The following is a 21,651-nucleotide window of genomic DNA, read 5'->3' as shown; positions in this document are numbered from 1 at the left end:
CCGGTGCCGCGCCCCACGCCCGCCCCGGTGCTCGCCGCGACCGGCCGCTGAACGCCGGGGTGCGATAGTGCTGGGGTGACCTTCGACGAACTCGTCAGCTACAACGCCTCCCTGCCGTTCAACCGGTGGGCCGGAATCGAGGTGCTCAGCGCCGACCTCGACGAGGTCGTGCTCCGGCTCGAGCGCCGCGACGACCTGTGCCAGAACGTCGGCGGCCTGCACGCCGCGCTCATCGCCGGCGTCCTGGAGAACGCGTGCGGCTACGCGCTCGCGATGCACCCCGGTGCGGGTGGCCTCGTGACCCAGATGGACACGCAGTTCCTGCGTCCCGCGCAGGGCGAGGCCTTCCTCGCCGTCGGCCGGGTGATCAAGCCCGGCAGCAAGCAGAGCTTCTCCGAGGCCGACTTCTTCATCGAGGTCGACGGTGCGCGCGGGCCCCGGTTCGCCACGGCCCGCGCGCTCGTCGTCCCCTCCTAGCCGCTCAGGAGCGGGGCCGGAACCGGCGCACCGCCCGGTAGAGGCCGTACAGCACCAGCAGCACCGCGGCCCACGGCAGCACCGCGCCCACGATCACCAAGAGCCACCGTCCGGCGGCGAGGAGTGCGTCCCAGCCGTTCTGCAGGCCGCCCGTGAATCCCGACCGGTCGGCGGTGACGGTCGGCTTCTCGATGGACACCGTCACCGTCGAGAGGGAGACCCGGTCGCCGATCGACGCGCGCCGTGACTGCAGGGATTCGAGCTCCTGCTGGCGCGACGTGAGTGCGGACTCCGCCGCGATCACCTGGTCGGTGGTGTCGGCCCTGGCGAGGATCGCCGTCAGCCGGTCGACGGAGACCTGGGTCGCGCGGATGCGCGCCTCGAGATCGACGACGGTGCCGGTCACGTCCTCGTGCTCCAGCTGCACGGAGCCGACGTCGCCGAGCCCGCCGATCTTCTCCACCAGCTCGTTCACCTTGTCGTTCGGCACCCGCAGCGTGAGCTTCGCGCGGGCCTTCTCGCCGCCGGTCTCGGTGCGCGCGTCGACGCGTCCGCCGAGGCGCTCCGCGGTCGCGGCCAGCTCCCTGGCCGCCGACGCCGGATCGGCGTTCGTCACGTCGACGGTGCCGGTGGTGATCACCTGACGGTCCGCCGGCGCGTTCGCCGGGGTCGACGGCGCGGCGGGCCCCGTCGTGGGCGCCGCCTTCGGCGCGGGGGCGACCGCGGCCTGGCCGCCCGTGATGGGCGCGGACTCCGCGGCCCCGCGGCCCCCGGCCTGGGGTGCAGGTGGCTGGTAGAAGGCCGAATCGCTCGTGCCCCCCTGGAACTGGCTCGCGACGACGCCGCCCACGGCGACGACCGCGATCGCCGCGGCCGCGGCGATACCCATCGTCCGGTGCTTGCGACGGCTGCGGCGCGCCTGCAGGTCGTCGCCGACCTCGGTCATGACGGCGGCGCGCATGGCGGAGAGCCGGTCGTCGGTGAGGATGTCGTCGGGGGTGATCCGGGTGGTCATGACTGCTCCCTCAGGGTGCTCAGGTCGGCGCGCAGGCGGCCGCGCAGCCGGGAGACGCGGTTGCGCACGGCGGCGTGGGTCACGCCCACCTCCGCGGCGGCCCGCTCGTAGGTCTGTTCGTCCTCCACGCACAGGCGGTAAAGACGCTGGTCGGTGGGGGACAGGGCGCTCACCGCGCCGGCGATGAGCGCGCGGATCTCGGCGGCGAGCACCTCGTCCTCGGGCGACGGAGCCGCCCCCGGTGGCTCGGCGTCGTCGAGCGGCGCCGATCTGTCCCGGACCGCGGAGAGTCGTCTCCCCGCGTTGAGCGCGGTGTACCGCGCGGTGGTCAGCAACCACGGGAGCACCGACTCGTCGACGATCCGCACCGAGTCGATGCGGCGCCAGAGCGTGAGGAAGGTGTCCTGGGCGACTTCCTGTGCGGCGTCGGCGTCGCGCAATACGGTGTACGCCTGCCAGTAGACGGGGCGCACGTGGCGGTCGTGGATCGCCGCGAACGCCGACCCGTCGCCGCCCGCGGCGCGGGCGAGGAGGGTCCGGTCCGCGGACTCGTCGGTTCTCATCGTGGACGTCACACCCCTCTATGTCGCCGGGGCGGCCGACCGTCTCACCCGGATCCGACGGTGCCGGTCAGAGCGTCAGGTGGATGCCCTCGTCGTCGACGGTGACCGCGACCTTCGTCAGGTCGTCGACCTGCGCGTCGGGGGAGAAGCGGGCCGCCCCCGGGCCCACCCCGACCACCCGCATCCCGGCGGCCTTGCCCGCGGCGATGCCGGCCTCCGAGTCCTCGAAGACGATGCAGTCGGCGGGATCGATTCCGAGGAGCGCGGCGCCGCGGAGGAAGCCCTCGGGGTCGGGCTTGCTCGCGCGCACGTCCTCGGCGGTCACGCGCACCGCGGGCAGGGGCAGGCCCGCGGCGCCCATCCGCGCCGTCGACAGCGGGACGTCCGCGGAGGTCACCAGGGCGTGCGGCGCACCGTCGAGCGCGGCGAGGAAGGCGGGCGCCCCGGCGACGGGGACGATGCCCTCGGTGTCGGCGGTCTCCTGCGCCAGCAGTTCGCGGTTCTCCGCGAGATTGACCTCGACGGGGCGGTCCGGGAGCAGCTCCGCCATCGTCGCGTGGCCCTGGCGGCCGTGCGCGACGGCCAGCACCGCCGCGGGGTCGAGCCCCTTCTCCCGCGCCCACCGGCTCCAGCACCGTTCCACGACGGCGTGCGAATCCACGAGTGTGCCGTCCATGTCCAGCAGCAGAGCGCGACCGGTGAGCATGCATGTCCTCCTGAGATGGGCGTGTGGGCCCAACGATACGGACGGCGCGGGGAGCGGCGGTGCGGATCAGCGGGGGACGACGAGGTCCGGCGTGAGCTCGTCGAGGCGGACGGCGCCCGCCAGCCCCATCGCGTGCCGGAGCTCCTCCTGCAGGCCGGCCAGAATCGAGCGGACACCGTCGGCGCCGGAGACCGCCAGGCCCCACAGGATCGGCCGGCCCACGAAGACGGCGTCCGCGCCCAGGGCGAGGGCGGCCAGCGCGTCGAGACCGTCACGGACGTCGCCGTCGACGAGCACGGTCGCGTCGGCGCCGACGGCCGCCGCGATTCCGGGCAACGCCTGCGCGGGCGCGACGGTGCGCCCCAGCTGCCGACCGCCGTGATCGCTCACCCACACCCCGGCCGCGCCGGCGTCGACGCACCGTCGGGCCTCGTCGGCGCGCAGCACACCCTTGACGATCACCGGGAGCCCCGTCAGGTCGGCGAGCCGCCCGATGTCCTCGAGGACGGCCCCCGCGTCCTGCTCGATCGCGGCCCACGCGTCGGCCCCGGGCGGCAGGTGCTGCGCGACGTTGACCAGGGCCACGTCGTCGCCCAGCGGCGGCAGCCCGCGGCCGCCGGAGCGGCCCACGTAGGGGGTGTCGCCGGTGAGCACCAGCGCCGTCGCGCCGGCCGCCGCGGCCCGCTGCACCAGCGCGTCGGTGATGGATCGGTCGCGCATGAGGTAGACCTGCTGCCACCACGGGCCGCCCACCGCGGCGGCGACCTCCTCGATCCGGGTGGTCGCGCGTATGGACAGGACGAACGGGGCGCCGCACTCGGCCGCGGCGCGGGCGGTCGCCGCCTCGGCGCCGGGGTGGACGAGGCGGTGGAAGGCCGTCGGTGCGACGCCGATGGGGGAGCGCCAGTCGCCGAGGACGGTGGTCGTGGTGTCGATGGACCTCACGTCGCGCAGCACGCGCGGCGTGAATCGCCATCGCTCCCAAGGGGACTCGCCGACGGTCGCGCCGCGCATCAGGTACGCCCACACGTCGGGCGGGACTACCTGCTCGGCCTGCTGCGCGAGTTCGATCATCCGGTCGTTCCCCCTGATTTGTGGCACTGAGGCCGCGCGGTGTCCGGCACGCTGGCGCGGCCGGGCGGGGCTTCACGATCTCACAGTCGCTTCGAATGTGTTACGGCGCACAGTGTCCCCGATCACACTTTAGGTCATCACTTAAAGATTGGCGGCGCGGCGGCGCGGCCGGGAGACTCTTGGTCATGACCAATTACCGTGATTTCAAGAGCCTCACCGCCGACCCGACCGCCGGCACCGTCTACGCCCGCCTCGCGGACATCCACGAGGACGCCGCGAAGCCCACCGCCGCTCCGCGCTCCGGATTCGCCGCCGCCGGCCTGCGTGCCGCCCTGCAGCGCTTCGTCACCGCCAACCCCGAGTACACCGGCCCCGCCGCGCTGCGCTTCTGATCCTCCCCGCTCGATCTCAGGCGCGGTGGCCGCGTACCAACCGGTCACCGTCCGGCGTGCGCCGATAGAGCACCTCGCGCCCGCTCCGGGCCCGGTCGACCAGTCCGTTCTCGTGGAGCACGCGCAGGCTCTGGGACGCCGCCGACGGCGTGACCTCCAGTCGCCGCGCCAACTCGCTGACCGCCATCGGCTCGACCAGGGCGTGCAGCACGTCCGCCTTCGCTCCGCCGATCAGCCGCCGCAGTGCGCCCGGCGGAACCTCCCGCATCGACTCCATGAGGGTCGCGCTGCCGCGCGCCGGATAGCCGGCGTGCGGCGTCGCCGTCTCCGGTGAATGCGCGCTGACCAGACGTGTCAGGAAGACGCTCGGAATCAGGATGAGCCCCCGGCCCGCGGAGGCGTACTCGCCGGATCGCGTGTATGCCAGATCCAGGCGCAACCGTCCGTCGCGATCCCACGCCAGGTTGGGGTTGAGCGAGGCGAACAGCTGGGTCGGCCCGCCGATCGCCAGCTCCCGCCCGCGGAACGTGATGTCCGACTCCAGGATCCGGTTCACCGACGGCCAGATCGGTGCGATGACCACCCGGTGGTAGCGCTCCAGTGCCCCGGCGATCCGCGGCCCCGCCCGCTCGGGGTCGTCGAGCAGGCGCGCCAGCGCGGGCGACGGATCGTCGCCCTCCCGCAGGTCGTCCAGTTGCGCATGGATCAGCGCCGGATCGGTCGCCGCGATCGCGGCGAGTCCGTCGTCGAGCGACGGCCGCGCGTTGCCGGGCTCCGGCATCGGCGTGAGGAAATCCGGGATCGCGTTCCCCGACGGTGCCACCAGTGCGCTGACGAGCCGGTGGTCGTACCGGTCCCGCTGCGCCTGCGCGTTGCTGCGCCACCGGTTCAGGTGGGCGGAACTCTCGTGCGTCGTGTTCAGGTGGAACAGGCTCAGCGAGGTCTCGTTCATCGGCGCCAGGACGAAGCGCACGTCCGAGAGATCGCGGACGTCCAGCACGTAGGTGAGCATGAGACGCCCAGCTTAGGGTCGCACCGGCCCCGCCGCCCCCGGTTCACGACTTAACAGCGTTAGCCCGGAGGGCTTCCTGGGGATTCGCGGGGAGCGAGTGCGTGCTACTCGCGGGTAACCGCGTTCGTCATTGCGCCCTGCTCATCAGCCGCAGCAGTGCGGGGCCCACGAGCGGCGCCGTCAGCGCTCGGATCATCAGGTTCTGCACGCCGAGATGCAGCCTGCTCGGCGGCGCGAACCGCGCCATCCCGGCGCGCGCCTGTCGCCGGCGCTGCGCGACCTCCGGGCGCAGCCCGGCCTCCCATGCATGCAGTGCCGCGCCGATGTCCCCGGGGTGCTCCGCGAGCGCGCGCCCCAAACGATCGGCGCCCGCGAGGGCGAGGCCGGCGCCGTGGCCGGCGAAGAGGGAGACGCACCACGCGGCATCGCCGACCAGCACCACGCGCCCGCTGCTCCACGCGTCCATGACCACCTGGGACACGGAATCGAAGTAGCCGTCCTCGGCGCCGGCGGCCCCGCGGATCGCCTCGTGCACCGGGCCGGTGAGATCGCCGAAGTGCGCCGCGAGGGCGTCGGCGGGCGAGCCCGCCGCGTCGGCCTCGGCGGTCGGGGTGCGGTAGGTGAAGAAGGCCGACGGTGCGTGCTCACGGGGCCGGAATACCGCCGCGGTGCGGCCCACGTCGATGAAGGTGCTGGCGGTCTGCTCCGGAAGGCCGTTCGGCGCGGCGTCCAGTGGGAAGGCCGCCACGGCGTGCTGTAGATCGCGGACGAACTCGGGCGCCGGCCCGAAGGCGAGGTCGCGGACCCCGGAGTGCAGGCCGTCAGCGCCGACCAGCAGGTCTGCGTCGTGGACGGTGCCGTCGCTGAGCGTGACGCGGAGCCCGTCGGCCTCGTCGGCCCCGGTGACCGTCGTGCCGAACCGGATCTCGACCGCCCCGTCGAGGGCGTCGTGCAGCGCGTCCTCCAGGTCGCCCCGGAAGACGGTGAGCGCGCGGGAGCCCAAGGACTGCTCGGCGAGCGCCGCGGGCATGGTGAGCTTCGTCGAGCCGTCGGCCCGGACCAGGAGCGAGGTGAAGACGCCCTGGTCGCGGGTGCGCAGGGCGGGCACCAGGCCGAGCGCATCGGCCGCGTCGAACCCCGCGCCGAGGAGGTTCACGAGGTAGCCGCCGGTCCGGCGGGCCGGCGCGCGCTCGACGACGACGACGCGGTGCCCGTCGCGGTGCAGCCGGAGCGCGGTCGCGAGGCCGGCGATCCCCGCGCCGGCGATGACGATCCGCAGGGGGCGTTCGATGTGGTCCGGCATGATTCCCTCTCGGTATGAGCGTGCGTTCATACCGAGTATGAGCGATTGTTCATACTCGGCGCAAGGACGCGGGCGCGACTCGTAGAATCGACGCATGCCCAGAGGAGTCGCGATCGACGGCGCGCGCCAGCGCCTGTTCTCGGCCGCCGAGGCCGTGATCCTCCGCGACGGGGTGGTCGGCCTGAAGGGGCGTGCGGTCACCGCGCAGGCGGGCGTCGCCACCGGACTGCTGCACGCCCACTTCGGCGACTTCGAGGGCTTCCTCGCCGCCTATGCGGTCGACCGCAGTTTCCTGCTCGCTGCAGAACTCGGGGATGCGACGCGGTCAGAACCGGAAGCGTCGGTGGCGGAATCGATCTGCGCGCAGCTCGACGCGCTGCCGCAGCCCACCGCCACAGCCTTCGCCCGACTGCTGGCCGCCCGACCGGACCTGCGCGAGCGCGCCGCCGAGGTGCTGGGCGCGGACGCAGCCGGCTTCGAGGGGGTGACGGCGGCGGTCGCCGACGAGCTCGCGGCCGAGGTGCGTGGGGGCCGGCTGCGGGCCGGAACGCACGCCGGCGATCTCGCCTACGTCGCCGTCGGGGCGGCGCTGCGCGCCTGGTGCGCCGGCGACCCCGACGAGCGGTGGCACGCTGCAGTGGCTGCGGTCGTGGCCGCCGCGGTCGAGACCGGGTAGTACGACAGCGGCGACGATCCGGTGGTCCGGATCGCCGCCGCTGCGGGGAGTGCCCCTGTTAGGACTCGCGGAACTCCGCGGAGGTCAGGCCCTGCTCCTCGGCCTTGCGCAGCTCCACGCGGCGGATCTTGCCGCTGATCGTCTTCGGCAGGTCGGCGAAGGCGATGCGGCGCACGCGCTTGTAGGGCGCGAGGTGCTCGCGGCTGTAGTCGAAGATCGACTGCGCCGTCGCCTCGTCCGGCGCGTGGCCGTCGGCGAGCACGATGTACGCCTTCGGCACCGCGAGGCGCAGCTCGTCCGGCGCCGGGACGACGGCGGCCTCGGCCACCGCATCATGCTCCAGCAGAACCGATTCCAGCTCGAACGGGCTGATCTTGTAGTCGCTCGACTTGAAGACGTCGTCGGTGCGGCCGACGTAGGTCAGGTAGCCGTCCGCGTCCTTCGAGGCCACGTCGCCCGTGTGGTAGACGCCGCCCTCCATCACCTTCGCGGTCTTCTCGGCGTCGCCGTGGTAGCCGACCATGAGGCCGAGCGGCCGCGGGTCCAGGCGCAGGCAGATCTCGCCCTCGTCCACGCCCTGCTCGCCGGTGGCCGGGTCGACCAGCACCACGTCGTAGCCGGGGCACGGGCGGCCCATCGACCCGTCCTTGAGCGGCTGGCCCGGCGTGTTCGCCACCTGGACCGTGGTCTCGGTCTGGCCGAAGCCGTCGCGGATCGTCACGCCCCACGCGTTCCGCACGCGGGTGATCACCTCGGGGTTGAGCGGCTCGCCGGCGCCCACGACGACGCGCGGCGGCGTGGCCAGGGCGCTGAGGTCGGCCTGGATCAGCATGCGCCACACCGTCGGCGGCGCGCAGAAGCTGGTGACGCCGGCCCGCTCCATCTGCTTCATCAGGGCGGCCGCGTCGAACCGGTTGTAGTTGTAGATGAAGACGCAAGCCTGGGCGATCCACGGCGTGAAGACGTTGCTCCACGCGTGCTTCGCCCAGCCCGGCGAGCTCACGTTGAGGTGCACGTCGCCGGGGCGCAGCCCGATCCAGTACATCGTCGACAGGTGGCCCACGGGGTAGCTCGCATGCGTGTGCTCGACCAGCTTCGGCGCGCTCGTGGTGCCGGAGGTGAAGTACAGCAGCAGGGTGTCGTCGGCGTGCGTGACGTGCGAGGGGGTGAAGTCCGACGGTGCCGTGTACGCCGCGGCGAAGGACTCCCAGCCCGGCACCGGATCGCCGATGGCGATCCGGGTGACCTGCGCGTCCGCGGGGACGCGCTCGGCGAGCTCGCTCCGCACGATGACGTGCTTCGCGCCGCCGCGGGCGATGCGGTCGGCGATGTCGCCCTCGGCGAGCAGCGTGGTCGCGGGGATGACCACGGCGCCGAGCTTGATCGCGGCGAGCATGACGTCCCAGAGCTCGACCTGGTTGCTGAGCATGAGCAGGATCCGATCGCCCGGATTCACGCCGCGCTCGCGCAGCCAGTTCGCGACCCGGTTGCTGCGCGCGCTCATCTCCGCGTAGCTGAACTTCGACTCGGAGCCGTCCTCCTCGACGATCCACAGGGCGGGGGCGTCGTTGTTCTCGGCCACCCGGTCGAACCAGTCGAGCGCGAAGTTCCACTCGTCGAGCTGCGGCCAACTGAAGCGCTCCCGCGCCGCGTCGTAGTCGTCGGCGAGCTCGACCAGCAGGTCGCGCGCGGCAAGGAAGTCTCGATACCCCTGTGTGCTAGCCACTTTCAGATCCTCCGGTTGATTACTTGGATATCCAAGTATATAGTGATGGGCAACACATCGCGCAAGGGCTTCGCGATGGACCTCGATCGAGAGAGAAGGACACACCATGGCTGACGTGCGCACCATCCCGCATTTCATCGACGGTCGTCGCGTGGAGGGCACGGGCCGCACCGCCGACGTCTTCGACCCGAGCACGGGTCAGGTGCAGGCCACCGTCCCGCTGGCGAGCACCGCCGAGGTCGACGACGTGGTCGCGCGGGCGAAGAAGGCTCAGGTGCAGTGGGCCGCCTTCAACCCGCAGCGCCGCGCCCGCGTCTTCATGAAGTTCATCGACCTGGTCCACCAGAACGTCGACGAGCTCGCCTCGCTGCTCTCCAGCGAGCACGGCAAGACCGTCGCCGACGCCAAGGGCGACATCCAGCGCGGCATCGAGGTCATCGAGTTCTCGATCGGCATCCCGCACCTGCTCAAGGGGGAGTACACCGAGGGCGCCGGCACCGGCATCGACGTCTACTCGATGCGCCAGCCGCTCGGCGTCGTCGCCGGCATCACGCCCTTCAACTTCCCGGCCATGATCCCGCTGTGGAAGGCCGGCCCCGCGCTGGCCTGCGGCAACGCCTTCATCCTCAAGCCCTCCGAGCGCGACCCCTCCGTGCCGGTGCGCCTGGCCGAGCTGTTCATCGAGGCCGGCCTGCCCGAGGGCGTCTTCCAGGTCGTCCACGGCGACAAGGAGTCGGTCGACGCGCTGCTGAACAACCCGGACGTCAAGGCCGTCGGTTTCGTCGGCAGCTCGGACATCGCGCAGTACATCTACGAGACCTGCGCCAAGAACGGCAAGCGCAGCCAGGCCTTCGGCGGCGCCAAGAACCACATGGTGATCCTCCCGGACGCCGACCTGGACCAGGCCGTCGACGCCCTCATCGGCGCCGGCTACGGCTCCGCCGGCGAGCGCTGCATGGCGATCTCCGTCGCCGTCCCCGTGGGCGAGGAGACCGCGAACCGCCTGCGCGAGCGCCTCGTCGAGCGCGTGCAGCAGCTGCGCGTGGGCCACAGCCACGACCCGAAGGCCGACTACGGGCCCCTCATCACCCCGGCCGCGGTCGAGCGCACCAAGAGCTACATCCAGCAGGGCGTGGACGCCGGCGCCGATCTCGTGGTCGACGGCCGCGAGCGCACCAGCGACGAGCTCACCTTCGGCGACGCCGACCTCTCCGGCGGCAATTACCTCGGCCCGACGCTGTTCGACCACGTCACCAAGGACATGTCGATCTACACGGACGAGATCTTCGGCCCCGTGCTGTGCATCGTCCGCGCGAACACCTACGAGGAGGCCCTCGCACTGCCCACCGAGCACGAGTACGGCAACGGCGTGGCCATCTTCACCCGCGACGGCGACGCCGCCCGCGACTTCGTCGCCCGCGTCGAGGTGGGCATGGTCGGCGTCAACGTGCCGATCCCGGTTCCCGTGGCGTACCACACCTTCGGCGGCTGGAAGCGGTCCGGCTTCGGCGACCTGAACCAGCACGGCCCGCACTCGATCCTGTTCTACACCAAGACCAAGACGGTGACCTCGCGCTGGCCCTCGGGCATCAAGGACGGCGCGGAGTTCTCCATCCCGACGATGCACTAGGAGAGGCACGTGCCCTACCCGAACCTGACGGGGGACGACCTCGCCATCGTCGAGATGGCCCGCGACTTCTCCCGCAAGCGCCTCGCGCCCTCCGCGCTCGACTGGGACGCCACCAAGCACTTCCCGGTGGCGGAGATGAAGGAGGCGGGCAGCCTCGGCATGGCCGCCATCTACACCCGCGAGGACGTGGGCGGATCCGGCCTGCGCCGGCTCGACGGCGTCCGCATCTTCGAGGAGCTCGCCAAGGGCGATCCCGTGACCGCGGCGTTCATCTCGATCCACAACATGTGCACGTGGATGGTCGACACCTACGGCTCCGAGGAGCAGCGGCAGGAGTGGATCCCCAAGCTCGCGCCGATGGACGTGATGGCCAGCTACTGCCTCACCGAGCCGGGTGCCGGCTCGGACGCGGCGTCGCTGACCACCAAGGCCGACCGCGACGGCGACGACTTCGTGCTCAACGGGACGAAGCAGTTCATCTCCGGCGGCGGCGCGTCCGACCTGTACGTGGTGATGGCGCGCAGCGAGGGCGAGGGTGCGCGCGGCATCTCGACCTTCCTGGTGGACAAGGGAACCCCCGGCCTCTCCTTCGGGCCGCCCGAGGTGAAGATGGGCTGGCACAGCCAGCCCACCACCCAGGTGATCTTCGAGAACGTCCGGATCCCGGCCTCGCGCATGCTGGGCGGGACCGACGGTGCCGGCAAGGGCTTCGGCATCGCCATGAACGGACTCAACGGCGGCCGGCTCAACATCGCCGCCTGCTCCCTGGGCGGCGCGCAGGCCGCGTACGACCTCGCCCTGCGCTACATGACGGAGCGCGAGACGTTCGGCCGCAAGCTGATCGACGAGCCGACCATCCGGTTCACGCTCGCCGACATGGCCACCTCGCTCGAGGCGTCCCGTCTGATCCTCTGGCGCGCGGCCACCGCGCTCGACGAGAACGACCCCGACAAGGTCGAGCTCTGCGCCATGGCGAAGAAATTCGTCACCGAGACCTGCTACCAGGTCGCCGACCAGGCGCTGCAGCTGCACGGCGGCTACGGCTACCTGCACGAGACCGGCGTCGAGAAGATCGTCCGCGACCTGCGGGTGAACCGGATCCTCGAGGGCACCAACGAGATCATGCGGATGGTGATCGGCCGCGCCGAGGCCGCCCGCATCCAGGGCAAGTAGGAGGCACACCTTCATGAGCACGATCGCATTCCTCGGCCTCGGCCACATGGGCGGCCCGATGGCGAAGAACCTGGTCGCGGCCGGCCACACGGTGCGCGGTTTCGACCTCGTCCCCGCGGCGCAGGACGCGGCCCGCGCGGCCGGCGTCACCGTGATCGACACCGCCGAGGAGGCGGTGACCGGCGCGGACGCCGTGGTCACCATGCTGCCCAACGGCGGCATCGTGAAGGCCGTGTACGAGTCGGTCCTCCCACACGCTGCGCAGGGCACGCTGTTCATCGACAGCTCCACCATCTCCGTCGACGACGCCCGCGCGGTGCACGCGCTGGCCGAGGCCGCCGGGATGAAGCAGGTGGACGCGCCCGTCTCGGGCGGCGTCAAGGGTGCCGACGCCGGCACCCTCGCCTTCATGGTGGGCGGCGACGACGCCGCCTTCGCCGCGGCCCAGCCCGTGCTGGATCCGATGGCGGGCAAGGTGATCCACTGCGGCGGATCGGGCAACGGGCAGGCCGCCAAGGTCTGCAACAACATGATCCTTGCGGTCCAGCAGATCGTCGTGGGCGAGGCCTTCGTCCTCGCCGAGAAGCTGGGCCTGGCGGATCAGGCGCTGTACGACGTGGTCACCGGCGCCACCGGCAACTGCTGGTCGCTGCACACCAACTGCCCCGTGCCGGGGCCGGTGGCGGGGGCACCGTCGGGCAACGAGTTCAAGCCCGGCTTCGCGACCGCCCTGATGAACAAGGATCTGGGGCTGGCCATGGACGCCGTGGCGTCCACCGGGTCGAGCGCGCCGCTCGGCACGCACGCCGCCGAGCTGTACTCTGCGTTCGCGCAGGACAACGGCGGCCTGGACTTCAGTGCGATCATTCAGACGCTGAGGTAGCGATTCACAACGAGGAAGGCGGGCGCGATGGCTGAACCGGACCCCCGGGACCCGATCGCGCGTGCCCGCCGTAACTGGGAGGACGCGGGCTGGGGCGGCGACGTCGCCTCCGGCATGGAGGCGGTGACGTCCGTGATGCGGGCGCACCAGATCCTGCTCGCGCGGATCGAGACGGCCCTCAAGCCCTTCCGCCTGTCGTTCTCCCGGTTCGAGCTGCTGCGGCTGCTCGCCTTCACCAAGCGCGGCGAACTGCCGATCTCGAAGGCGAGCACCCGGCTGCAGGTGCACGTCTCGTCGGTGACCCACGCGATCGACCGGCTGGGCGAGGCCGGGCTGGTCGAGCGCAAGCCCCACCCCACCGACGGCCGCACCACCCTCGTCGCCATCACCCCGGACGGCCGGGAACTCGTGGAGAAGGCGACGGTCGTGCTCAACGACGTCTTCTCCGACATCGGCATGCCCGACGACGAGTCCGCCGCGCTGGTGGGCGCGATCCGCTCGCTGCGCCGCTTCAACGGCGACTTCTGACCGCCGCCGCCGGAACCGGGGCCTCCGTGTCGCCGGTCGACGGTGCGCGGTGCAGGCTCCGCGCACACGCCGCGAAGGCGATCGCGAGTCCCGCGTGCACCAGCAGGATCAGCGCGAAGGCGTACTGCGCCGGCATGCCGCCGGCCAGCGCCGTGTAGCCCGTCCCGAGCGTCGCGACGCCGAGTGCGAACGCCGCCTGCTGCGCCGTCGACACCAGCCCGCCGGTGAGCCCGGCGATCCGGTCGGGCACCGCCCCCATGATCGCTCCGACCAGCGGCCCGAACTGCATCGCCTGGGCGGCGCCCACGAGGATCAGGGCGGGCTGCACCGTCCACGCCCAGACCTGCGGGGCCGCGAGTCCGCTCGCCGCGAGCGCCACCAGCCCCGCGGCGTTGAGCAGTGCCCCCACCGGCATCGTCCGCGCGCCGAGGCGGCGATGGATCCCCGGCTGCGCCAGCGAGACGGCCACGAAGGCGGCGCCGTACGGAACCAGTGCCACGCCCGACGCCAGCGGGCTCATCCCCAGTGCGTGCTCGCTCACCAGCGCGTACTCGAAGACCAGGGCGCCGTAGCCGGAGAAGAACAGCAGCGCCATGAGCAGGCCGACCCGGATCGGCCGGTGCGCGAACACTGAGGGCGGCAGCATCGGCGCACCGCCCGCGGCCTCCCCGCGCCGCTGCGACGACCAGAACGCCGCGCCGGCCCCGACGGCGACGACGAGCAGCACCCACGAGACCGGCGGCCAGCCCAGCGTGCCGCCGACCGAGAGCCCCACCAGCAGCGCGAGCAGTGCCACTGTCAGCAGCGCCGTGCCGCGGTAGTCCAGCGGCAGCCGACGCTCGGCGCGGGTCTCCGGCACCGCACGGGCGGCGGCCGCGGCGAACCAGGCGATGACCGCCGCGGACCACCACACGGCCCGCCAGCCGAGCCCCGCCGGATCCCATGCCAGCAGCGCGCCGCCGAGCACCTGCCCGCCGCAGAAGCCGAGCCCCGCGGTCGCCGCGATCACGGCGATCGCCCGGCGCCGTGCCTCGCCCGCGGCGGTGGCCTGCACCGTCGAGAGAACCTGCGGGGTGAAGGCCGCCGCGCCGATGCCCTGCACCGCGCGCAGCACGATGAGCGAGGTGATGTCCGGCGCGAAGCCCGCAGCGACGGAGGCGATCCCGACGGCGACGAGGCCCGCGACGAAGACCCGTCGCCGCCCGCGGTTGTCGCCGAGGCGGCCGAACAGGATGAGCGCGGTCGCGAAGGTCGCCGAGAACGCGGCCAGGATCAGCGTCTGCTGCGCCGGGGAGGCGGCGAGTCGCCGGGCCACCTCCGGGACCGCCACGTTCGCCGACGCGAACAGGAACGTCGTGAGGAAGTAGGCGACGCCGAGGACGGCGAGCCCCGGGCGGGTCAGGCGGGGGTGGGGAGCGGAGGTCATGGCTCGACGGTGCTCCACCGCCATCCGGGTATCCAGACCGTGCGGATCCTAGTAGTGATACCACCGGGCTGGCGGCGCCGCGACGGCCTCGCGGCGGGGGATACTCGGTGCATGGGCACCCGCAACAACGCCGAGCTGGCGCGCTTCCTGCGCACCAGGCGCGAGCAGGTGACGCCGCAGCAGGTGGGGCTGGCGGCCGGCGGGCGGCGGCGCACGCCCGGGCTGCGCCGGGAGGAGGTCGCGGCGCGAGCCAGCGTGGGTACCACCTGGTACACGTGGGTCGAGCAGGGGCGCGATGTCAACCCCAGCCCGGAGGTGCTGTGCGCCGTCGCCGACGCGCTCCTGCTGGATCCGGGGGAGCGGGACCACGTCCTGCGCCTGGCCGGGCATCAGCCCGGGCCTCCGGCGGCGGATACCGTCGCGGACACCGTCCAGCCCGTCCTCGACGCGCTCCTGCCCAACCCCGCCGTGGTGCTCAACGCGCGCGGCGACATGGTCCGCTACAACCGTGCCTTCCGCTTCCTCATCACCGACGTCGAGGAGTTCGCCCCGGAGGACCGGAACTGCCTGTGGCTCGACTTCACCGACGAGCTCTGGCTCGGCGCCTACGCAGCGGACCGGCAGGAGCTCGAGGCCGTTGTGGCCCGGACTCGCGCGATCTACGCCGGCAGCCACGCCGACCCGTCGTGGAAGCCGCTGCTCGACCGGCTGCAGGCGGCCTCGCCGCTGTTCGCGCAGCTGTGGCATGCGGGCCTGGTGCTCGACGCCGCCGACTGGGAGAAGACGATCCGCAATCCGCTGGTGGGGGAGCTGCGCCTGCAGGTGAGCACGTTCAATCTGCGCGACCGGCCCTCACTGCGGATGCTGACCTACCTCCCGCGCGACGAGCAGACGCGCGAGCGGCTCACGCGGATCGTCCCGCCGCGGTATCGCGATGCATGACGCTCGCGGCTCCGCTCAGCTGAGCTGAGTCGACCTTGGGCGCGTAAGTGGGAGCAGCCCCCTGACGGTGTACTGGGGAGTGTCGTGGTCACAGATCTGCCTCTCGGAGAGAGGTGTACGAAATTTCAAGTGAGTCGGCAGAGTCCGTTGACGATTCCGTTGTGCTGCGCGCAGCGATCCATACGATGACGGACGCCGCGACCGCGATCAGCGATCCGGCCAGCAGGGTCGGCGCCAGTGCGCCTGTCCCGTAGACACCGATGAGTGCTCCGAGGAGAGGCGGGCAGAAGACCGCGCCGGCCATTGCGCCGGCGATGACGTAGGCGAACGTAGATCCCTGGGCGTAGCCGGTGGTCATGAGCCAGTTGAGGCCGTTCGGGAAGATCGGTCCGATGAACAGGCCCGCGAGCAGGTAGGCCCAGATCGTCACTGGATCGTAGAAGGCGAGGGCGACGGCGACGGTCATACCGACGGAGCTGACGATGACCACCGTCGCCGGTGAGACACGGTGCGCGATCGGTGCGACGGCGAAGCGGCCGATGACCATGGCTAGCCAGTAGCCGGATGTAGCCAAGCCGCCGACGGTGGCGCTGTGTCCGAGGTCGAGTAGACGGCTCGGTTCCCAGCTGCCGATACTTGATTGCACCGCGAAGTGCGCGATGTAGAGCACGAGGAGCCCACCGACCACGCCGACGACGACAAGGCGAGGGGCCTTGGCCGCGGCGGTTGGGGAAGCCGACTGGGCGGCGTCTGCCGGTGTGGGCCGCGGCGCCAGACCGCGCATGGTCACAGCCGCACCGAGCCCAAGGACGGCGACGCCGGCGAAGACGAGGCGATAGTTTTCTGCACCGATTCCGGCGATCACCGCTGGTGCGACGACAGTTCCGATGCCGAAGCACGCGTGGGCGACATTGACGAGCGCTGGTCCGCGTTCACCATGTCCGATCAGGAAGAGCTGCGTGATCAAAGCGTCGCAGCCGCCCAAACCGAGTCCGGCGATCACGGCACCGGTCAAGGTCAGTGACCAGGTCGGCGCGCCCGCGATCAAGCACGACCCGACGACAATCAAAAGCAGAGAGCTGGCAACGGCGAACTGGTTTCCGCGACGGCGAAGAACCGGCTGAGCCGCCAGCACCCCCACCACGGCGCCGACGGACTGTACCGCCAGGCCGCTTCCTGCGGCGGCATCAGAGAGTCCGAACTTGTCCTTGAGCTCCGGGATGGCCGGGCCGTAGGCGGCGAGCAGTCCTCCCACTCCGACCATCGCGACGCACGCGCCGGCAGTCGCGGATCTGGTGAACAACTGAGTCATTCATTCCCCTAACATCATGTAACCTTATGAACTTAAGACCTTAAGGACTGCCCTTTGAACCTAAACGATGTCGCCGGTGATGGCGACCTGTGTGGCTCGAGTGACTGGTCCAGAAGTGGGCTCGTCTGGTTGGGTCCCACGGGGTGATACCTTCAGCCGGCGACGACTGCAGGAGGTGGCCAATGACCGCGATGCCGGCAATGCCGCAGCGAACCGCCCTTGTCGGGCAGGTAATCAACATTCTTCGGTCCGAGATCGCCCGCGGCCGTTGGCTCGTCGGCTCCAAGCTCCCGGTCGAGTCGGAACTCGCCACCGAGTACGGGATCAGCAAAGCAACGCTCCGGCAGGCAGTGCAAGCGCTTGTTCACGTAGGTGTGTTGGAGACCATCCAAGGCAACGGCACCTTCGTTCGCGCTTCCGACGAGCTAGGGCCAGTGTTATCGCGATACCTCGCGGAGGAAGACGACGTCACAGTCCTCGAAGTCCGCGAGGCGATCGAAGCCACGGTTGCGGCCCTGGCTGCAACGCGTGCCACTGACGAAGAGATAGCCGCGATGGAAGAGCTGATCGACCGCGCGGATGCAGCGGTCGCTGTGGACGATCTCGAAACATCGAACGCACGGTCCGTGGACTTCCACGCCGCGGTGGTCAGTGCTGCTCGCAATCCGGTCCTCCACCACTTCTACGACGCGATCGAGGCTGCGACTGTGCGGACGATCCGGTCGTGGACTACGACTCAAGCGCCGCAAGACTTCCAGCGGGAACACCGGGCCATCTTGGCCGCGATCAGCGACCGCGACCCTGAGCGCGCACGCGCCCTATCCAGAGAGCACCTGGCTCCGGTGCTTGCGGCAGCGCGCACGTCAACGGAGCAGTTTCACGAAACGTAAACCCCGGCGCTTCACGCCGGTCACCGGTTCCCCGCGCTAGGTGTACTGACCCCGACCGTTGTTGATGCGGTCGATCGGTGAGTGGCCTTCGATGCCGAGGTGGGGTCTGTTCAGGTTGTAGTAGTCGAGCCATGCTGGCAAGGCTTCGGTGCGGGCGGTGTTCGATGTCCAGGTCCTGCTGTAGGCCCATTCGGTGGCGAGAGTGCGGTTGAGGCGTTCAACTTTTCCGTTCGTCCAGGGGCAGTGCGGGCGGATGAACTTCTGCGTGATGTTATGCGCAGCAGCGATTTCCCGGAACGCAGCGCTTTTTGCGGTAGGCGAAGGCGTTGTCGGTGATGACTCGTTCAACGGTGACGCCGAGGCCGCGGTAGAACCTGGTCGCGCGGTCGAGGAACCCGGCGCAGGTGGTGCCCTTCTCGTCGGGGTGGACCTCCAGGTAGGCCAGGCGGGAGTGGTCGTCGATCGCGGCGTGGATGTAGTCGTAACCGGCGCCGCGGCCGCGGACCTTCTCGCTGCGGCCGTGTGCACGCCAACCGCCGCCGTCAGGGATTCGACCGAGCTTCTTGACGTCAACGTGGATCAGTGAGCCGGGATAGTCGTGCTCGTAGCGTCGAGCGGACCGGCGGGCGGAGCGGATCACCGTCCCGGTCACTGGGTCGAGCTCCCGCAGCAGTGGGGCTCGGTGGCGGCGCAGCACACGGCCGACAGTGGAGGCGTGCATGTCGAGCTTGTTCGCGATGAACACCGGACCGCGGCGCGATAGGTGTCGCATAATCCGGACCCTTGTTTCCGCGCATGGGCCGGTCCGTGATGGGTGGGAGTGGGCGACGCTGGAGCGGTCGACCAGACCCGCATTTCCCTGCTCACGGAAGCGTCGCCACCACCTCCACGCAGTCGTCCGCGAGATCCCCATTTCGGCAGCCACATGGGCGACCGCACGCCCGGATTGGATGCGTTGAACGAGTATCAGCCTGCCGGCCGGAGTCAGCCGGGCGTTACCGTGGGACACGAGAGGCCTCCGTGTGTTCGAGCTGAAGAACTAGACAGCTCCAACTCGACCGCGGAGGTCTCTCCTAAGTCAACAACGATCCTGGTCAGTACAGCTAGGGAGCCGACCCGATCGAACGGGCGGTCATCTCCGTTAGTCATCCACAGCCTCGGCGGTCTAGCCGTTGCGGCGTACCTCGGAGGCCTGGACGTGACCTCACACTCGGCGGCTTCCTCGCTGTGGCACTCGCTCTCCGAGCCCTTGTCTACCCCTGTCTCTTGCCTCATGCCCGTGATCTGAATTCAGTGCGCTGCTCGCCGGGTGAGCATGCCGGACAGGTGTTCCCGGCTCAGCCGTGCGGCCGCGGCGGCGTCGCCGCGCTCGACGGCGGCGAGCAGGTCCGCGTGCGATTCCTGGTCGTCGTCCCCGCCGTAGGGCTCGGGCCGGGACCGCAGCATGTCGACCATCGCGCGCCGCAGGTGCGCGGCGATGCCGTCGAACATCTCCAGTAGCACCGGGTTGTGGGCGGCCGCGATGACCGCGCGGTGGAAGTCGGTGTCGGTCTCGACGTGGCGCACCAGATCGGCGCGGTGGGCCGCGCGGATGGCGAGCGCGGCGCGGATCGCGTCCAGGTCGCCCTCGGTGCGGCGCCGGGCGGAGAGGGCCGCGGCCTCCACCTCGACCGCGATCCGCGCCTCGAGCACCGCGTCGATCGCGGCCCCGTCGAGCATCGTGTCGAGGCCGGACGGGGCGTCGAGCCTGGTCACGAACACCCCGGCGCCCTGCCGCGTTGCGAGCACACCGATCCCCGCGAGTCGGCGGATCGCCTCGCGCACCGTCGAGCGCCCGACGCCGAGCTGCGTGGCCAAGGTGGTCTCGCCGGGGAGCTTGTCGCCGACCGCCCACTCGCCGGATCGGACGCGGGCGAGCAGCGCGTCGGCGGCCTGGTCGGCGAGCGAGGTGCGGCTGAGCGGGGGCATGCATCGAGAATACTTCTCAGCTTGTCTGAGGAGTTGTGCTAGGGTCGTCGGCATGACACAGCGGGGCCACCTCCTTCTCCTTCCGCGCCACGGCGGGGCCTGAATCCCGGGCCGGCATCCCGCCGTGGGGAATCCGTGCCGGCCGCCCAGGAACCGACGAAGGAACCGTCATGCCCTTCCCCACGATCGACACGCCCCGCGGCCCCGTCCCCGCCTCCGCGCCCGCCTGGAATCGCCAGCGCGGCTCCCAGATGCCGCACCACCGCTACCGCGACGTCCACGCCCGCGTCGACGTCCCGCTCACCGACCGCACCTGGCCTTCCCGGCGCCTGACCGCGGCGCCGCTGTGGGTCCCCGTCGACCTGCGCGACGGGAACCAGGCCCTACCCGAACCGATGGATCCCGCACGCAAGCGCCGGCTATTCGAGCTCATGGTCGCCACGGGCTACAAGGAGATCGAGGTCGGCTACCCGTCGGCCTCGCAGACCGACTACGACTTCGTCCGGCTCATCGCCGAGACCGACATCGCCCCGGAGGATGTCACCATCGTGGTCTTCACGCCCGCGCGCCGCGACCTGATCGAGCGGACCGTCGAGTCCGTGCGCGGGATCCGCAACGAGGTGGTGATCCACATGTACACCGCGACCGCGCCGACCTGGCGGGACGTGGTGCTCGGCCGGGACCGCGCGGAGCTGCGCTCGCTGATCCTCGACGGCGGCCGCGACCTGCTCGCCGCCGCCGGCGACCACGACGGCGTGCGGTTCGAGTTCTCGCCCGAGGTCTTCAACCTCACGGAGCCCGACTACGTGCTCGAGGTCTGCGACGCGATGACCGCGCTGTGGGACGCGACCGTCGAGCGGCCGGTGATCCTCAACCTGCCCGCGACGGTCGAGGTGGCGACGCCGAACGTCTACGCCGACCAGATCGAGTACATGCACCGCAATCTCGCCCGCCGCGACGCGGTGATCCTCTCGGTGCACCCCCACAACGACCGCGGGACCGGTATCGCCTGCGCCGAGCTGGCCGTGCTCGCCGGGGCGCAGCGCGTGGAGGGCTGCCTCTTCGGCAACGGCGAGCGCACCGGCAACGTGGACCTGGCGACGTTGGCGCTCAACATGTTCGCGCAGGGGATCGACCCGATGGTCGACTTCTCCGACATCGACGAGGTGCGGCGCACCGTCGAGGCGTGCAATGGGATCGCCGTGCCCGACCGGCACCCTTACGTCGGGGATCTCGTGCACACCGCGTTCAGCGGCACCCACCAGGACGCGATCAAGAAGGGCTTCGCCGAGCACCGCATCCGCGCCGCGGCGGAGGGGCTGCCGGAGCGGGCGATCGAGTGGCGCGTGCCCTACCTGCCCGTCGACCCGGCCGACATCGGCCGGACCTACGACGCCGTCATCCGCGTCAATTCCCAGTCGGGCAAGGGCGGCATGGCGTACCTCCTGGAGCGGGACCTGGGCCTGGAACTGCCGCGGCGACTGCAGATCGACTTCGCCCGCCACGTCCAGGCACACGCCGACGAGCACGGCGCGGAGATGGACACCGCCGCGTTGTGGACCGTCTTCGAGCGGGCCTACCGGGCCGCGGGCGGGCGGTTCGAGCTCGTCGACTGCGTCGCGGAGGAGGGCGCGGCCGGCAGCCGGGTCACCGTCGGGCTCCGGGTCGACGGTGCGCCGCACCGCACCGTCGTCGACGGCGTGGGCCCGGTCGAGGCGATCGTCGCGGCACTCGCCGAGCACGACGCGAAGATCGACGTGCTCGCGCTGCACCAGACCGCGCTCGGCCGCGGCGACGACGCGGAAGCGCTCACGCTGATCGAGTACCGGCGCGACGGCGAGGTGCGGTGGAGCATGGGGCGCGACCGTTCCGTGCTGGCCGCGACGGCCGCCGCCGTGATCGGCGCGGCCCAGGCCACGTGACCCGCCGGTAACGTCGCGGGCGGCGCGGGCAGG

At 71.2% G+C, this 21,651-nt stretch carries 20 protein-coding genes and 1 pseudogene; 10 read left to right on the top strand and 11 right to left on the bottom strand.

Annotated elements, in window-relative coordinates:
• Positions 1-75: 75 nt before the first annotated feature.
• Positions 76-477: a PaaI family thioesterase gene (locus LB823_RS24010; protein WP_224646128.1), complete on the top strand. Its 402-nt coding sequence runs from the start codon at positions 76-78 to the stop codon at positions 475-477.
• Between the two features lie 4 nt (positions 478-481).
• Here LB823_RS24010 and LB823_RS07455 read toward each other — a convergent pair whose 3' ends face one another.
• From LB823_RS07455 to LB823_RS07440, 4 genes are all read right to left on the bottom strand, one after another.
• On the bottom strand, positions 482-1,492 hold the full coding sequence (locus LB823_RS07455; RefSeq protein ID WP_224646127.1) for a DUF4349 domain-containing protein: 1,011 nt from the start codon (positions 1,490-1,492) through the stop codon (positions 482-484).
• Entirely contained in the window at positions 1,489-2,055 is a 567-nt protein-coding gene (locus tag LB823_RS07450) for an RNA polymerase sigma factor (RefSeq protein ID WP_224646126.1), read from the bottom strand. The genes LB823_RS07455 and LB823_RS07450 overlap by 4 nt, the downstream gene beginning before the upstream one ends.
• 67 nt (positions 2,056-2,122) lie before the next feature.
• Positions 2,123-2,761, bottom strand: a complete 639-nt coding sequence (locus LB823_RS07445; RefSeq protein WP_224646125.1) for an HAD-IA family hydrolase — start codon at positions 2,759-2,761, stop codon at positions 2,123-2,125.
• Positions 2,762-2,827: 66 nt separating this feature from the next.
• On the bottom strand, positions 2,828-3,835 hold the full coding sequence (locus LB823_RS07440; protein WP_224646124.1) for an alpha-hydroxy acid oxidase: 1,008 nt from the start codon (positions 3,833-3,835) through the stop codon (positions 2,828-2,830).
• 185 nt (positions 3,836-4,020) lie between these two features.
• On the opposite strand from LB823_RS07440, the gene LB823_RS07435 reads away from it, so the two are divergent.
• A complete protein-coding gene (locus tag LB823_RS07435) occupies positions 4,021-4,227 on the top strand; it encodes a hypothetical protein (protein ID WP_224646123.1) in 207 nt (68 codons plus the stop codon).
• Positions 4,228-4,243: 16 nt separating this feature from the next.
• Here LB823_RS07435 and LB823_RS07430 read toward each other — a convergent pair whose 3' ends face one another.
• Both LB823_RS07430 and LB823_RS07425 read right to left on the bottom strand, forming a co-directional pair.
• Positions 4,244-5,239, bottom strand: coding sequence for an ArsR family transcriptional regulator (locus tag LB823_RS07430; protein WP_224646122.1), 996 nt, complete (start codon positions 5,237-5,239; stop codon positions 4,244-4,246).
• Between the two features lie 127 nt (positions 5,240-5,366).
• Complete coding sequence (locus LB823_RS07425; protein ID WP_224646121.1) at positions 5,367-6,542, bottom strand: FAD-dependent oxidoreductase; 1,176 nt, start codon at positions 6,540-6,542, stop codon at positions 5,367-5,369.
• A gap of 94 nt (positions 6,543-6,636) precedes the next feature.
• On the opposite strand from LB823_RS07425, the gene LB823_RS07420 reads away from it, so the two are divergent.
• Positions 6,637-7,218 (top strand): TetR/AcrR family transcriptional regulator, encoded by a 582-nt coding sequence (locus LB823_RS07420; RefSeq protein WP_224646120.1) that lies wholly within the window; start codon positions 6,637-6,639, stop codon positions 7,216-7,218.
• A 58-nt stretch (positions 7,219-7,276) separates the two neighbouring features.
• Here LB823_RS07420 and LB823_RS07415 read toward each other — a convergent pair whose 3' ends face one another.
• Positions 7,277-8,944, bottom strand: coding sequence for an AMP-binding protein (locus LB823_RS07415; RefSeq protein ID WP_224646119.1), 1,668 nt, complete (start codon positions 8,942-8,944; stop codon positions 7,277-7,279).
• 106 nt (positions 8,945-9,050) lie between these two features.
• Between LB823_RS07415 and LB823_RS07410 the strand changes: the two genes are divergently transcribed.
• From LB823_RS07410 to LB823_RS07395, 4 genes are read left to right on the top strand one after another with little or no spacing between them, the layout of a single operon-like run.
• Complete coding sequence (locus tag LB823_RS07410) at positions 9,051-10,574, top strand: CoA-acylating methylmalonate-semialdehyde dehydrogenase (protein WP_224646118.1); 1,524 nt, start codon at positions 9,051-9,053, stop codon at positions 10,572-10,574.
• Positions 10,575-10,583: 9 nt separating this feature from the next.
• A complete protein-coding gene (locus LB823_RS07405) occupies positions 10,584-11,747 on the top strand; it encodes an acyl-CoA dehydrogenase family protein (RefSeq protein WP_308011426.1) in 1,164 nt (387 codons plus the stop codon).
• Between the two features lie 13 nt (positions 11,748-11,760).
• Positions 11,761-12,630, top strand: a complete 870-nt coding sequence (mmsB, locus tag LB823_RS07400; RefSeq protein WP_224646117.1) for a 3-hydroxyisobutyrate dehydrogenase — start codon at positions 11,761-11,763, stop codon at positions 12,628-12,630.
• Between the two features lie 27 nt (positions 12,631-12,657).
• A complete protein-coding gene (locus LB823_RS07395) occupies positions 12,658-13,158 on the top strand; it encodes a MarR family winged helix-turn-helix transcriptional regulator (RefSeq protein ID WP_068524523.1) in 501 nt (166 codons plus the stop codon).
• On the opposite strand, the gene LB823_RS07390 is transcribed toward LB823_RS07395, so the two are convergent.
• Positions 13,142-14,584, bottom strand: a complete 1,443-nt coding sequence (locus LB823_RS07390; RefSeq protein ID WP_224646116.1) for an MFS transporter — start codon at positions 14,582-14,584, stop codon at positions 13,142-13,144. The genes LB823_RS07395 and LB823_RS07390 overlap by 17 nt on opposite strands.
• 111 nt (positions 14,585-14,695) lie before the next feature.
• Here LB823_RS07390 and LB823_RS07385 point away from each other — a divergent pair, with 111 nt between their 5' ends.
• Entirely contained in the window at positions 14,696-15,526 is an 831-nt protein-coding gene (locus LB823_RS07385; RefSeq protein WP_224646115.1) for a helix-turn-helix transcriptional regulator, read from the top strand.
• An 88-nt stretch (positions 15,527-15,614) separates the two neighbouring features.
• Here the strand turns inward: LB823_RS07385 and LB823_RS07380 are convergent, their stop codons facing one another.
• On the bottom strand, positions 15,615-16,838 hold the full coding sequence (locus tag LB823_RS07380; protein ID WP_224646114.1) for a sugar MFS transporter: 1,224 nt from the start codon (positions 16,836-16,838) through the stop codon (positions 15,615-15,617).
• 182 nt (positions 16,839-17,020) lie between these two features.
• Here LB823_RS07380 and LB823_RS07375 point away from each other — a divergent pair, with 182 nt between their 5' ends.
• The gene (locus LB823_RS07375) at positions 17,021-17,728 is read left to right on the top strand and encodes a FadR/GntR family transcriptional regulator (protein ID WP_224646113.1); all 708 of its coding nucleotides are present in this window, start codon (positions 17,021-17,023) and stop codon (positions 17,726-17,728) included.
• Positions 17,729-17,764: 36 nt separating this feature from the next.
• Here the strand turns inward: LB823_RS07375 and LB823_RS07370 are convergent.
• Together LB823_RS07370 and LB823_RS07365 are read right to left on the bottom strand one after the other, a co-directional pair.
• A pseudogene (locus LB823_RS07370) lies at positions 17,765-18,737 on the bottom strand (IS481 family transposase).
• A 281-nt stretch (positions 18,738-19,018) separates the two neighbouring features.
• Entirely contained in the window at positions 19,019-19,696 is a 678-nt protein-coding gene (locus LB823_RS07365; protein ID WP_224646112.1) for a FadR/GntR family transcriptional regulator, read from the bottom strand.
• A 170-nt stretch (positions 19,697-19,866) separates the two neighbouring features.
• Between LB823_RS07365 and LB823_RS07360 the strand changes: the two genes are divergently transcribed.
• The gene (locus LB823_RS07360) at positions 19,867-21,618 is read left to right on the top strand and encodes a 2-isopropylmalate synthase (RefSeq protein WP_304941271.1); all 1,752 of its coding nucleotides are present in this window, start codon (positions 19,867-19,869) and stop codon (positions 21,616-21,618) included.
• The last annotated feature ends 33 nt before the right edge of the window (positions 21,619-21,651 follow it).

It is taken from the genome of Tsukamurella sp. M9C (assembly GCF_020169415.1).
GTDB lineage: Bacteria > Actinomycetota > Actinomycetes > Mycobacteriales > Mycobacteriaceae > Tsukamurella.
Note: the sequence above shows the minus strand (reverse complement) of the source record. Positions and strands in the feature narration are given on the sequence as shown.